Source organism: Streptomyces sp. NPDC001027, from assembly GCF_040299045.1.
Taxonomy (GTDB): domain Bacteria; phylum Actinomycetota; class Actinomycetes; order Streptomycetales; family Streptomycetaceae; genus Streptomyces.
This window is the reverse complement of sequence record NZ_JBEPBI010000248.1, coordinates 1-11,104: the sequence shown is the minus strand read 5'-3', so window position 1 is coordinate 11,104 and position 11,104 is coordinate 1. Positions and strand designations below refer to the sequence as shown.

The following is an 11,104-nucleotide window of genomic DNA, read 5'->3' as shown; positions in this document are numbered from 1 at the left end:
GGCGGCGGCGCGGCCGCGGTCGTGCCGCGCGGCGCCGCCGGGCACGGACACCAGGGCCGTGGTCGGCGTCGGCGCCGACGGCAGGGCGAGGCTGGACAGTCTGACCCTCGACGGCTGGTACGCCGTGGCGGGGCGGCGGATGCCGCTGGGCGGCGTCAACCAGTACGCGCTGCCGGAGAACTCGGTCGGCGCGTACACCCCGGACTGGGGCGGCGCCTCACGCCGTCGGGCCACCTGCGGCTCGGACACCGCGCGGGCCGCGCCCTGCAGCGCGGGCACGTACGAAGTGACGTTGCGGAGGGGCCGGGTCGTGTCGGCATCGGTCACGCCGGGCAGCGGCACGATCGCCGCGGGCACCACGGTCCTCGTCGGACGGGAGGCGGGCGCACAGCGCCTGAGGACGCTCGTCACGGGGCAGCGGGTGGCGGTGCGCTATGCGCTGAGGTCCGCGTCGGGGTCGGCGTACCGCTTCGCCGTGGGCGGTTTCCCGGTCCTGTCGGGCGGCCGGCCGCTCGCGGGCCTCGACACGTCGGTCTCCGCGGTGCGCACCGCCGTCGGCATCGGCGACGGCGGAAGGCGGGTGTTCCTGTTCGCGCTGGACGGCGCCGCCCCCTACCGCCGGGGTCTGACGATCGCCGGGGTCGCCGCCGCACTCCGGAGCCTCGGCGCGACGGAGGGTTTCAGCCTGGACGGCGGCGGATCCTCGACGTTGGCGGCCCGTCCGCCGGGCGCGGTGACCGGCGTCACGGTCCGCAACCATCCGTCCGACGGGACGGAGCGTCCCGTGGCGAACGGCGTCGGGGTCTTCGTCGGCTGACCCGGGGTCACCGGACGCTGCCGGTGATCCCGGTGATCCCGGTGATCCCGGCGCCCCCTGCGCCGCGGGGCCTCACGGCCGGAGACCGCCGACGATGTCGGCCGTCGCCGTGAGGCCGCCGGCGATGGTGGGAGCCATGCTGGTGCCGGCCAGGAGGAATCCGAGCAGCAGACAGACCAGGGCGTGCGAGACCTTCAGTCCGCCGTTGCGCATGAAGATCACCGCCAGCACCAGCAGCAACAGCACCGCGGAAATCGAAACGGCCACCGTCAACCTCCTCTACATCCATTTCAACGGTGTTCGGCCGTAAGTGTGGCGTAAAGGAGGTTTCGTCCGGGTTGCTGACCCGTCCGCCGAAGGAGTGGTGTCACAAAGAAGCCCGCCCCCGGCGATCGCCCGGGGCGGGCCTCACCTGGTGACGGCCGGGATCAGGGCGCCCGCAGGTCGACGAGTTCGGCGACGGCGGCCCGGTGCGCGCCCGCGGTGCCGTAGGCGATCGAGTCGGCCTTGGCGCGCTTGAGGCAGAGGTGGACGGGGTGCTCCCAGGTCATGCCGATGCCGGCGTGCAGTTGCAGCGCCTCCTCTGCTGCACGCACGGCGACTCCCGCGGCGTAGGCCTGCGCGACGGCCGTCGCGAGATCGGCGTCCTCGCCGTTCGCCAGCGCGTCGGCCGCGGCGCGGGCGGCGGCCCGGAGGTTGACGACCTCCAGCCACAGCTGCGCCAGGCGGTGCTTGAGGGCCTGGAAGCCGCCGACGGGCCGGTTGAACTGCTTGCGCTCCTTCAGATAGCGCACGGTCTCGGTCAACGCCCATTCGGCCAGACCGAGTTGCTCGGAGGCGAGCAGTCCGGCCCCGGCGCGCAGGGCGCGCCGCACGGCGGGTCCGGCGTCTCCGAGCCGGGGGCCGGCCGCGACCCCGGAGAGGGTGACGGACGCGAGGGGCCGGGTGAGGTCGAGCGACACCTGCGGGGTGACGGTCACGGTCGAGGCGTCGACCGCGTACAGGCCGCCGTCGTCCGCGGGGACGAGCAGCAGGTCGGCGGCCACGGCGTCGGCGATGCCGGTCAACTCGCCGGACAGCAGCCCGTTCTCGAGTCGTACGGCCGGGAAGGCGGCGCCGGGCGCGATGTGCAGCCCCACGGCGAGCGCACCGACGGTGGTCGCCGACGCCAGCTTGGCGAGCAGTTCGTCGGCGCCGCACGCCAGCAGCGCCTCGGTGGCCACCACCGCGCTGGTCAAGTAGGGCAAGGGCGCTACCGTGCGGCCCAGTTCCTCGAGGACGACGGCCGCCTCCCGGTGCGTGGCGCCCTGTCCGTCCAGCTCCTCGGGGATCAGCAGGCCGGCGAGGCCCATGTCGCCGGTGAGCGTCTTCCACAGGGAGACGTCGTGCGGGGCGTCCGACTCGGTCCGCGCGATCGCGGCGGCCGGGTCGAGGCGGTCGGTCAGCAGGTCCCGGACCGCCGACCGCAGCGCCTCTTCCTCTTCGGAGTAGAGGAGATCCGGCTGTGTGCTCATCGGGCCAGGTCCTTCCAGGCGACGTCCTTGTCGGTGCGCGGCTCGGACGGCAGGCCCAGGACGCGCTCGGCGACGATGTTCAGCAGGACCTCGCTGGTCCCGCCCTCGATGCTGTTGCCCTTGGAGCGCAGGTAGCGGTACCCGGCGTCGCGGCCGGTGAAGTCCACGAGCTCCGGGCGGCGCATCGTCCAGTCGTCGTACAACAGGCCTTCTTCGCCCCGCAGTTCCACTTCCAGGCCGCTGATCTCCTGGTTGAGGCGGGCGAAGGCGAGCTTCATGCCGGCGCCCTCGGGGCCGGGCTGGCCGGACGCGAGCTGCTGGCGCAGGCGTTCGCCGGTGAGGCGGGCCACCTCGGCCTCCACCCACAGCTTGAGCAGCCGCTGGTGCAGGTCGTGGGTGCGCAGCTCGGGCCGTTCGCGCCACGTCCTGGAGACCGGGCCGATCATGCCGCCCTCGCGGGGCAGCCGCATGCCGCCGATGGCGACGCGCTCGTTGTTCAGCGTGGTCTGCGCGACCCGCCAGCCCTCGCCGACCTCGCCGAGGCGGCGTGTGTCGGGGATGCGCACGTCGGTGAGGAAGACCTCGTTGAACTCGGCCTCGCCGGTGATCTGGCGCAGCGGCCGCACCTCGACGCCCGGGTCGGTCATGTCGCAGAGGAAGTAGGTGATGCCCGCGTGCTTGGGGACGTCCGGGTCGGTGCGGGCGATGAGGATGGCCCAGCGGGCGACGTGGGCGCTGGAGGTCCACACCTTCTGCCCGTTGACGATCCAGTCGCCGTCGTCCGCACGGACGGCGCGGGTGCCGAGCGCGGCCAGGTCGGAGCCGGCGCCGGGCTCGCTGAACAGCTGGCACCAGACCTCGTCGCCCGTCCACAGCGGCCGCAGGAACCGCTGCTTCTGCTCGTCGGTGCCGTACTTCAGGATCGTCGGGGCGGCCATGCCGAGGCCGATGCCGATGCGCCGGGGGTCGTTGTCGGGGGCGCCCGCGGTCTCCAGCGCGGCGTCGACGACGGCCTGGAGGGAGCGGGGGGCGCCGAGGCCGCCGAGGCCCTCCGGGTAGTGCACCCAGGCGAGCCCGGCGTCGAAGCGGGCCTTCAGGAAGTCCGACCGCTCGGTCGTGGCGGGCGGATGGTCGGCCAGCAACTGCGCCGTGCGGCGCTGGAGTTCGGCTGCGTCGGTCATACGGCGGCTCCGTTCTGCGGTACGACGGCGACCCGGCCGGTGGTGACGCCGTCGGCGACCCGCTGCACGGCGGCCGCGGCCCCGTCGAGCGGCGTCCGCTCGCTGATCAGCGGCTTGATCGCGCCCCGGGCGGCCAGTTCGGTGAGCTGCTCGTGGCAGTGCTGGACCAGCTTCGGGTTCTTCGTGTTGTACAGGCCCCAGTGCAGGCCGAGGATCGCGTAGTTCTTCACCAGCGCGTGGTTCAGCGCGGGGCTCGGGATGGTCCCGCTCGCGAAGCCGACGACGACGATCCGGCCCTCGAAGGCGACGGTCTTCGCGGACTGCGTGTAGGCCTCGCCGCCGACGGGGTCGTAGATCACGTCGGCGCCCCGGCCGCCGGTGGCCTCCTTCACGGCCGCGACGACGTCCTCGGCCCGCCGGTCGATCACCGCGTCGCAGCCCAGCTCCCGGGCGACGGCCGCCTTCTCGGCGCCGCCCACGACGCCGATGACCCGCGCGCCCGCCGCCTTCCCGAGCTGTACGGCCGCGCTGCCGACGCCTCCGGCGGCGGCGTGGACGAGCAGTGTCTCGCCCGCTTCGAGACGCGCCCTGCGGTGCAGACCGAACCAGCCGGTCTGGTAGCCGATGTGCAGGGCGGCGGCCTCGGCGTCGTCGAGCGACTCGGGGGCGGGCAGCAGGGCGGCGGCGTCGGCGACCGCGTACTCGGCGAAGCCGCCGTGCGGCAGGGCCGGGTTGGCGATCACACGGCGGCCGTCCTCGGTCTCGCCGCAGATCTCCACGCCCGGGGTGAACGGCAGGGGCGGCCGGACCTGGTAGTGGCCCCGGCACATCAGCACGTCCGGGAAGTTGATGTTCGCGGCGCGCACCCGGAGCAGGACCTGGCCGTCGCCGGGCGTGGGCCGCTCCACGTCCGCGAGCCGCATCACCTCGCTCGGCTCGCCGTTCTCGTGCACCTGCCATGCCTGCATGCGGAGCCTCCACGGGACTGCGTCGTCGGACCCTGGTCCCCTGCATACTAAGCGGTCGCTTGTCCTCCGGGGAACCGTTGCGTGCGTCACCTCCGCGACGGCCTCGCCCGCACGTGCATCCGCTCGCCCTGCGGCCCGAACAGGCTGAGGAACTCGGCCGGCCCCTCTCCCGTCGATCCGAACCAGTGCGGCACGCGTGTGTCGAACTCGGCCGCCTCCCCCGCCGTCATCACCACGTCGTGCTCCGCGAGCACCACCCGCAGCCGTCCCGACATCACGTACAGCCACTCGTAGCCCTCGTGGGTGCGCGGCTCCGGCTCCTCCTCGCGCTGCGGCACGAGCACCTTGAACGCCTGCAGGCCGCCGGGCTGCCGGGACAGCGGCCAGAAGGTGCGCCCGTGCCGCACCATCGGCTCGGACCGCACCCGGGGGTCGCCGACCGGGGGCGCCCCGACCAGCTCGTCCAGCGCGACCTGATGGGCCCGCGCGATCGGCAGCAGCAGCTCCAGGCTGGGCTTGCGCAGCCCGGACTCCAGCCGGGACAGGGTGCTGACGGAGATGCCGGTCGCACCGGACAGCGCCGCGAGCGTCACCTCCCGTTCCTTGCGGATGCGACGCAGCCTGGGCCCGACCTCCGCGAGCACGTCATCCGTAGTCATCTCCCCATCTTGCCGAACCGGCAAAGACGTTTGCCAATCCCGTACCGGCCCGGGGTGTACTCACCGGCTCGCCGTTGCACCATGGCTGCATGTTGCTGACCCGGCTCGCCGACGTGTCCCGGGAGGTCGCCGCCGTTTCGGCGCGCTCCCGCAAGATCGCCCTGCTCGCCGAACTCTTCCGGGAGACGGACGCGCAGGACGTCCCCGTCGTGATCCCCTACCTGGCCGGGCGGCTCCCCCAGGGTCGTCTGGGCGTCGGCTGGAAGGTGCTGAGCCGCCCGGTCGCCCCGGCCGACGAGCCGACCCTCTCCGTGCGGGAGGCGGACGCCCTGCTCACCGAGCTCGGCACGGTCTCGGGCCCTGGATCACAGGCCGAACGGGTGCGTCTGGTGGGTGAGTTGATGAGCGCGGCCACCGCGGACGAACAGCGGTTCCTGCTCGGCCTGATCACCGGCGAGGTCCGGCAGGGCGCGCTGGACGCCCTCGCCGCGGAGGGTCTGGCGCAGGCGACCGGCGCGTCCCCGGCAGACGTGCGGCGCGCGGTGATGCTGGCCGGGTCGCTGCAGTCGGTCGCGCGGGCGCTGCTCGCGGACGGTCCCGCCGCGCTGGAGTCGTTCCGGCTCACCGTGGGCCGCCCGGTGCAGCCGATGCTCGCGCACACCGCGTCCTCCGTCACCGAGGCGGTGGGCAAGCTCGGCGCGTGCGCGGTGGAGGAGAAGCTGGACGGCATCCGCGTCCAGGTGCACCGCGACGGCGACGACGTGCGCCTGTACACCCGCACCCTCGACGACATCACCGACCGTCTGCCCGAGGTGACCCGTGCGGCGCGGGGACTGGCGGGGACGCGGTTCGTCCTGGACGGCGAGGTCATCGCCCTCGACCGCGCGGGCCGCCCGCGCTCGTTCCAGGAGACCGCGGGCCGGGTCGGCTCCCGGGTGGACGTGGCCACGGCCGCGGAGGCCGTGCCGGTCTCCCCCGTGTTCTTCGACGTGCTGTCCGTGGACGGGCGGGACCTGCTCGACCTGCCCTTCGCCGAGCGGCACGCGGAGCTGGCCCGGCTCGCGCCCGAGCCGATGCGGGTGCGCCGCACGCTGGTGTCGGGCCCGGACGAGGCCGAGGCCGCGGAGGAGTTCTCCCGGCAGACGCTGCTGCGCGGCCACGAGGGCGTCGTCGTCAAGGCGCTGGACGCGCCCTACAGCGCGGGCCGGCGCGGCGCGTCCTGGCTGAAGGTCAAGCCGGTGCACACCCTCGACCTGGTGGTCCTGGCCGCCGAGTGGGGACACGGGCGGCGCACCGGCAAACTCTCCAACCTGCACCTCGGCGCCCGGACGCGGGACGGCGGCTTCGTGATGCTCGGCAAGACCTTCAAGGGCATGACCGACGCGATGCTGGCCTGGCAGACGGAGCGTCTGCGGGGGCTGGCCGTCGAGGAGACCGGGTACGCGGTGACCGTTCGCCCCGAGCTCGTCGTCGAGATCGCCTACGACGGACTGCAGCGTTCCTCCCGCTACCCGGCCGGCGTGACCCTGCGCTTCGCCCGCGTGCTGCGCTACCGGGAGGACAAGCGGCCCGAGGAGGCGGACACGGTGGAGACCCTGCTCGCGGCGCATCCGCAGGTGCGCCCGTGACCGCGCGCAGAAGTGCGGGGCTGCTGCTGTTCCGGCGGACCGCGACGGGCCTGGAGGTGTTGCTGGGTCACATGGGCGGCCCCTACTTCACGAAGAAGGACGCCGGAGCGTGGACCGTCCCCAAGGGCGAGTACGAGTGCGACGAGCCGGCCTGGGACGCGGCCCGGCGTGAGTTCCGCGAGGAGCTGGGGCTGGCCCCGCCCGACGGCGAGCCGATCGCGCTCGGCGAGGTGCGGCAGAGCGGCGGCAAGACCGTCACGGTGTGGGCCGTCGAGGCGGATCTCGACCCGGCCGCCGTCGAGCCGGGCGTCTTCACCATGGAGTGGCCGCCCCGCTCGGGACGCACCGCGGAGTTCCCGGAACTGGACCGGGTGGCCTGGCACGGCCTGGAACAGGCCCGTGCGGTGATCGTCACGACGCAGGCCGCGTTTCTCGACCGGCTGGCGGAGCACTCGTCATCGGGCGCCTGAGCGGACGCGCACGCGTTGCGGTGTCCGGTGCGGCGCGCGAAGGTCGGAACACAGCCAGCTCCCCAGGAGGTCGTCATGCCCATCGCGACGGTGAACCCGGCGAACGGCGAGACGCTCGAGACGTACGAGGCCATGGACGAGGAGGAGCTGGAACGCCGGCTCCAGCTCGCCGAGGCCACCTTCCGCACGTACCGGACGACGACGTTCGCCGAACGCGCACGGATGCTGCACCGGGCGGCCGACCTGCTCGACGAGGACCAGCGGGACATCGCCCGGACCATGACCGTCGAGATGGGCAAGCCGGTCGTGCAGGCGCGGGCCGAGGCCGCGAAGTGCGCCCGGGCGATGCGCTGGTACGCCGAGCACGCGCAGGAACTGCTCGCCGACCAGGAGCCGGCCGACGCCGACGTGAAGGACTCCGGCGGCTCGCGCGCCGTGGTCCGGTACCGGCCGCTGGGGCCGGTTCTCGCGGTGATGCCGTGGAACTTCCCGCTCTGGCAGGTCGTGCGGTTCGCCGCGCCGGCGCTGATGGCGGGCAACGTGGGACTGCTCAAGCACGCCTCGAACGTGCCGCGGACCGCGCTGTACCTGGAGGAGCTGTTCCACCGGGCGGGCTTCCCCGAAGGCTGCTTCCAGACCCTGCTCGTCGGCTCGGGCGCGGTGGACGAGATCCTGCGCGACGAACGCGTCAAGGCGGCGACCCTGACCGGCAGCGAGCCGGCCGGACGGGCCGTCGCCGCCACCGCCGGCGAGATGATCAAGAAGACGGTGCTGGAGCTGGGCGGCAGCGACCCGTACGTGGTGATGCCGTCCGCGGACCTCGACCGGGCGGCCGAGGTCGCGGTGACCGCGCGTGTGCAGAACAACGGGCAGTCGTGCATCGCCGCCAAGCGGTTCATCGTTCACACGGACGTGTACGACGCGTTCACCGAGCGGTTCGTCGCGGGCATGGCGGCGCTGAAGGTCGGGGATCCGCTGGAGGAGGAGACGGACGTCGGCCCGCTGGCGAGCGAGCAGGGGCGCTCGGACCTGGAGGAGCTGGTGGACGACGCGAGGCGCTCCGGGGCCCGGGCGCTGTGCGGGGGCGCACGGCCCGAGGGGCCCGGCTGGTACTACCCGCCGACCGTCCTGGCCGGTGTCACGCGGGAGATGCGCATCCACCGCGAGGAGGCGTTCGGCCCGGTGGCGACCATGTATCGGGCGGCCGACCTGGACGCGGCGGTGCTCATCGCCAACGACTCGCCGTTCGGGCTGAGTTCCAACGTCTGGACGCGCGACGAGGCCGAGGTCGACCGGTTCGTCCGGGACCTGGAGGCCGGCGGGGTGTTCGTCAACGGAATGACGGCGTCCCATCCGGCGTTCCCGTTCGGCGGGGTGAAGCGGTCCGGATACGGCCGTGAGCTGTCCGGGCACGGAATCCGGGAGTTCTGCAACATCACCACGGTTTGGCACGGTGCGTGACCGCCGCGCGGCTACGATCCCGGATGTGAACCGCGAAGTGACCCTGCCCCTGATCGTCGACGACCGCGGGACCCTGCAGGTGGCCGCGGCGGATGTGAGCAAGCTGCTCCGCACGCTGGGGGGCCGATGGCTGCATCTCGTCGAGGCCGGGGCGGAGGGTCTCGACGAGGACACCGTCGCCGCGTTGACGATCGAGCTCGCCAAGCTCGCGGACCGGATCGACGTGGCCTGCATCGCGCACAGCAGCGGCGGCGCGCCGTAGCCGAAACGGGTCGGCAGGCGAGCGGCCTCCGGGGAACACGTCCCCCGGAGGCCGGACCGCGCGCCGTCGTCCCGTGCGTCAGCGGATCGGCATCCCCGACAGCGTGCGGGCGATCACCAGCCGCTGGATCTCGCTCGTGCCCTCGAAAATCGTGTAGATAGCGGCGTCGCGGTGCATGCGCTCCACCGGGTACTCCCGCGTGTAGCCGTTGCCGCCGAGGATCTGGATGGCCTGCGCGGTGACCTTCTTCGCGGTCTCGCTGGCGTACAGCTTCGACATCGAGCCCTCGGCGGCGGTGAACGGCTTGCCGTTGACCGCCATCCAGGAGGCGCGCCAGACCAGCAGCCGCGCGGCGTCGATCTGGGTGCGCATGTCCGCGAGCTGGAAGGCGACGCCCTGGTTGTCGATGATCGGGCGGCCGAACTGCTCCCGTGTCCTCGCGTAGTCGAGGGCGACCTCGTAGGCGGCGCGGGCCGTGCCGACGGCCATCGCGCCGACGGCGGGACGCGAGGCCTCGAACGTGGCCATCGCCGCGTTCTTCACGCGCTCGCCGCCGGTCTTCGCCCGCTCCCGGGCCCGCGCCAGCCGCTCGTCCAGCTTCTCCTTGCCGCCCAGCAGGCACGAACCGGGGACGCGCACGTCGTCGAGGACGACCTCGGCGGTGTGCGAGGCGCGGATGCCGTGCTTCTTGAACTTCTGGCCCTGGGCGAGACCCGGGGCGCCCGGCGGGACGATGAAGGAGGCGTGCCCCTTGGAGCCGAGCTCGGGGTCCACGGCCGCCACGACCACGTGGACGTTGGCGATGCCGCCGTTGGTCGCCCAGGTCTTGGTGCCGTTGAGCACCCACTCGTCCTTGGCCTCGTCGTACACGGCCCGCGTGCGCAGGGAGGCGACGTCCGAGCCGGCGTCGGGCTCGGAGGAGCAGAACGCGGCCACCTTGACGTCGTTCGCGTCGCCGTACATCTGCGGGATCCAGGTGCCGATCTGCTCCTCGGTCCCGTTGGCGAGGACGCCCACGGCGGCCAGCCCGGTGCCCACGATGGACAGGGCGATGCCCGCGTCGCCCCAGAACAGCTCCTCCATGGCCATCGGGATGCCGAGGCCGGTGGGGTCGAAATACTGCTGCGCGTAGAAGTCGAGGGAGTAGATGCCGACCTTCGCGGCCTCCTGGATGACCGGCCAGGGAGTCTCCTCACGCTCGTCCCATTCGGCTGCCGCGGGGCGGATGACGTCGGCGGCGAAGCCGTGCAGCCAGTCCCGGACCTCCTTCTGTTCGTCGTTGAGCTCCATGGTGAACTCGGCCATGTCCCCTCCAGCGGCGGTGCGTGTTACTAGCGGTAACGCGAGTCTGTTACCGGTCGGTAGGAAAAGTCAACTCCTGATGACGGCACAGGAGCCCTTCCACCCGTTCGATGTCAGGCTGCTGTCAGGTGTTAGTTTGCGCAGGCGTCACCGAAACAGCACGGGTGGGGAGAGCACATGGACACCACGCAGCGGACCGAGCAACAGCGGTCCGCCGACCGCCGACGACGCGAGTTGCTGGAGGCCGCCGACCGGGTGGTGCTGCGCGACGGCCCACAGGCGTCCATGAACGCCATCGCGGCGGAGGCCGGCATCACCAAGCCGATCCTCTACCGGCACTTCGGCGACAAGGGCGGACTCTACGCCGCCCTCGCCACCCGGCACACGGACGCCCTGCTGGACTCGCTGCGCGCCGCGCTGGACGCGCCCGCCGAACGGCGGGAACGGGTCGAGGCGACCCTCGACACCTACCTCGCCGCGATCGAGGCCCGGCCGCAGGTGTACCGCTTCCTGATGCACCCCTCCGACACGGGCACGGGCCCCGACCAGGGCTTCGACGTCGGCAAGCACAGCGCGCCCCTGCTGCGCCGGATGGGCGAGGAGCTGGCCCAGGTGATCGAGGACCGGCTGGATCTCGGCCCCGGCAGCCAGCAGCTCGCCCGGGTGTGGGGGCACGGGATCGTCGGGATGATGCACGCGGCCGGCGACTGGTGGCTCGGCGAGCGGCCGTGCTCCCGCGCCGAACTGGTGCGGAGCCTGGCCGACCTGCTCTGGGGTCGCCTCGCGGCGGCCGGCGACAAGGTCGGCGGCCCCGGCTTCTGACACGGGGCCGCCGCGCGGGC

General features: G+C 73.1%; 12 protein-coding genes. 6 read left to right on the top strand and 6 right to left on the bottom strand.

The features are described from left to right. The coding region (locus tag ABT300_RS36425; RefSeq protein WP_351685263.1) for a phosphodiester glycosidase family protein at positions 1 to 817 on the top strand (817 nt) is incomplete at its 5' end. Positions 818 to 889: 72 nt separating this feature from the next. On the opposite strand, the gene ABT300_RS36420 is transcribed toward ABT300_RS36425, so the two are convergent. The 5 genes from ABT300_RS36420 to ABT300_RS36400 all read right to left on the bottom strand — a co-directional run bounded on the left by ABT300_RS36420 (position 890) and on the right by ABT300_RS36400 (position 5,139). Further along, entirely contained in the window at positions 890 to 1,084 is a 195-nt protein-coding gene (locus ABT300_RS36420) for a hypothetical protein (protein WP_351685260.1), read from the bottom strand. A gap of 161 nt (positions 1,085 to 1,245) precedes the next feature. Then, complete coding sequence (locus ABT300_RS36415) at positions 1,246 to 2,331, bottom strand: acyl-CoA dehydrogenase family protein (RefSeq protein WP_351685258.1); 1,086 nt, start codon at positions 2,329 to 2,331, stop codon at positions 1,246 to 1,248. Further along, entirely contained in the window at positions 2,328 to 3,512 is a 1,185-nt protein-coding gene (locus ABT300_RS36410; RefSeq protein WP_351685255.1) for an acyl-CoA dehydrogenase family protein, read from the bottom strand. The genes ABT300_RS36415 and ABT300_RS36410 overlap by 4 nt, the downstream gene beginning before the upstream one ends. Then, a complete protein-coding gene (locus tag ABT300_RS36405) occupies positions 3,509 to 4,480 on the bottom strand; it encodes an NADPH:quinone oxidoreductase family protein (RefSeq protein ID WP_351685252.1) in 972 nt (323 codons plus the stop codon). Before ABT300_RS36405 ends, ABT300_RS36410 begins: the two co-directional genes overlap by 4 nt. A gap of 86 nt (positions 4,481 to 4,566) precedes the next feature. Then, the gene (locus tag ABT300_RS36400; RefSeq protein ID WP_351685250.1) at positions 4,567 to 5,139 is read right to left on the bottom strand and encodes a helix-turn-helix domain-containing protein; all 573 of its coding nucleotides are present in this window, start codon (positions 5,137 to 5,139) and stop codon (positions 4,567 to 4,569) included. Between the two features lie 89 nt (positions 5,140 to 5,228). Between ABT300_RS36400 and ABT300_RS36395 the strand changes: the two genes are divergently transcribed. The 4 genes from ABT300_RS36395 (at position 5,229) to ABT300_RS36380 (ending at position 8,960) form a co-directional block, all read left to right on the top strand. Beyond that, positions 5,229 to 6,767, top strand: a complete 1,539-nt coding sequence (locus ABT300_RS36395; RefSeq protein ID WP_351685247.1) for an ATP-dependent DNA ligase — start codon at positions 5,229 to 5,231, stop codon at positions 6,765 to 6,767. Continuing rightward, a complete protein-coding gene (locus tag ABT300_RS36390) occupies positions 6,764 to 7,237 on the top strand; it encodes an NUDIX hydrolase (protein ID WP_351685245.1) in 474 nt (157 codons plus the stop codon). The genes ABT300_RS36395 and ABT300_RS36390 overlap by 4 nt, the downstream gene beginning before the upstream one ends. A 75-nt stretch (positions 7,238 to 7,312) precedes the next feature. Next, positions 7,313 to 8,698: an NADP-dependent succinic semialdehyde dehydrogenase gene (locus tag ABT300_RS36385; protein ID WP_351685242.1), complete on the top strand. Its 1,386-nt coding sequence runs from the start codon at positions 7,313 to 7,315 to the stop codon at positions 8,696 to 8,698. A 25-nt stretch (positions 8,699 to 8,723) separates the two neighbouring features. Continuing rightward, a complete protein-coding gene (locus ABT300_RS36380; RefSeq protein WP_057580803.1) occupies positions 8,724 to 8,960 on the top strand; it encodes a DUF6213 family protein in 237 nt (78 codons plus the stop codon). 78 nt (positions 8,961 to 9,038) lie between these two features. On the opposite strand, the gene ABT300_RS36375 is transcribed toward ABT300_RS36380, so the two are convergent. Further along, positions 9,039 to 10,265, bottom strand: coding sequence for an acyl-CoA dehydrogenase family protein (locus ABT300_RS36375; RefSeq protein ID WP_351685238.1), 1,227 nt, complete (start codon positions 10,263 to 10,265; stop codon positions 9,039 to 9,041). A gap of 174 nt (positions 10,266 to 10,439) precedes the next feature. On the opposite strand from ABT300_RS36375, the gene ABT300_RS36370 reads away from it, so the two are divergent. Next, positions 10,440 to 11,084 carry a TetR/AcrR family transcriptional regulator gene (locus ABT300_RS36370; protein WP_351685236.1) on the top strand — a complete coding sequence of 215 codons (645 nt, stop codon included), beginning with the start codon at positions 10,440 to 10,442 and terminating at the stop codon, positions 11,082 to 11,084. Positions 11,085 to 11,104: the final 20 nt, after the last annotated feature.

Excerpts from the sequence above, each read along its gene's own strand:
- ABT300_RS36415 (WP_351685258.1), bottom strand. The coding sequence starts at position 2,331 with ATGAGCACACAGCCGGATCTCCTCTACTCCGAAGAGGAAGAGGCGCTG.
- ABT300_RS36410 (WP_351685255.1), bottom strand. The coding sequence starts at position 3,512 with ATGACCGACGCAGCCGAACTCCAGCGCCGCACGGCGCAGTTGCTGGCC.
- ABT300_RS36370 (WP_351685236.1), top strand. The coding sequence starts at position 10,440 with ATGGACACCACGCAGCGGACCGAGCAACAGCGGTCCGCCGACCGCCGA.
- ABT300_RS36375 (WP_351685238.1), bottom strand. The coding sequence starts at position 10,265 with ATGGCCGAGTTCACCATGGAGCTCAACGACGAACAGAAGGAGGTCCGG.
- ABT300_RS36395 (WP_351685247.1), top strand. The coding sequence starts at position 5,229 with ATGTTGCTGACCCGGCTCGCCGACGTGTCCCGGGAGGTCGCCGCCGTT.
- ABT300_RS36385 (WP_351685242.1), top strand. The coding sequence starts at position 7,313 with ATGCCCATCGCGACGGTGAACCCGGCGAACGGCGAGACGCTCGAGACG.
- ABT300_RS36405 (WP_351685252.1), bottom strand. The coding sequence starts at position 4,480 with ATGCAGGCATGGCAGGTGCACGAGAACGGCGAGCCGAGCGAGGTGATG.
- ABT300_RS36400 (WP_351685250.1), bottom strand. The coding sequence starts at position 5,139 with ATGACTACGGATGACGTGCTCGCGGAGGTCGGGCCCAGGCTGCGTCGC.